We start from the raw sequence: 331 nt of genomic DNA, 5'->3' as shown, positions 1-331 counted from the left end.
GCAGGTCTGTTTCGTTCAGTTCGCCGCTGATGGTGCTGGTCTGGTTCCACAGGCCCCAGGCGAGGGAGGTGGCGGGCAGTCCGTGGGCTGTGCGGTGTTGTGCGAGGGCGTCGAGGTAGGTGTTGGCGGCGGCGTAGTTGGCCTGGCCGGCGTTGCCGATCAGGCCGGCGATGGAGGAGTAGACGACGAAGGCGTCGAGGGGCTGGTCGAGGGTGGCCTGGTGGAGGTTCCACGCGGCGTCGGTCTTGGGTTTGAGGACGGTGTCGAGGCGTTCGGGGGTCAGGGCGGTGAGGACGGTGTCGTCCAGTACTCCCGCGGTGTGGATCACTGC

General features: G+C 67.7%; 1 protein-coding gene. It reads right to left on the bottom strand.

Annotated features, from left to right (window positions below):
• The coding region (locus tag IG05_RS43305) for a KR domain-containing protein (protein ID WP_037816026.1) at positions 1 to 331 on the bottom strand (331 nt) is incomplete at both ends.

This window comes from Streptomyces sp. NRRL S-1022 (assembly GCF_000720135.1).
Lineage (GTDB): Bacteria > Actinomycetota > Actinomycetes > Streptomycetales > Streptomycetaceae > Streptomyces.
This window is presented reverse-complemented; position numbering and strand designations above follow the sequence as displayed.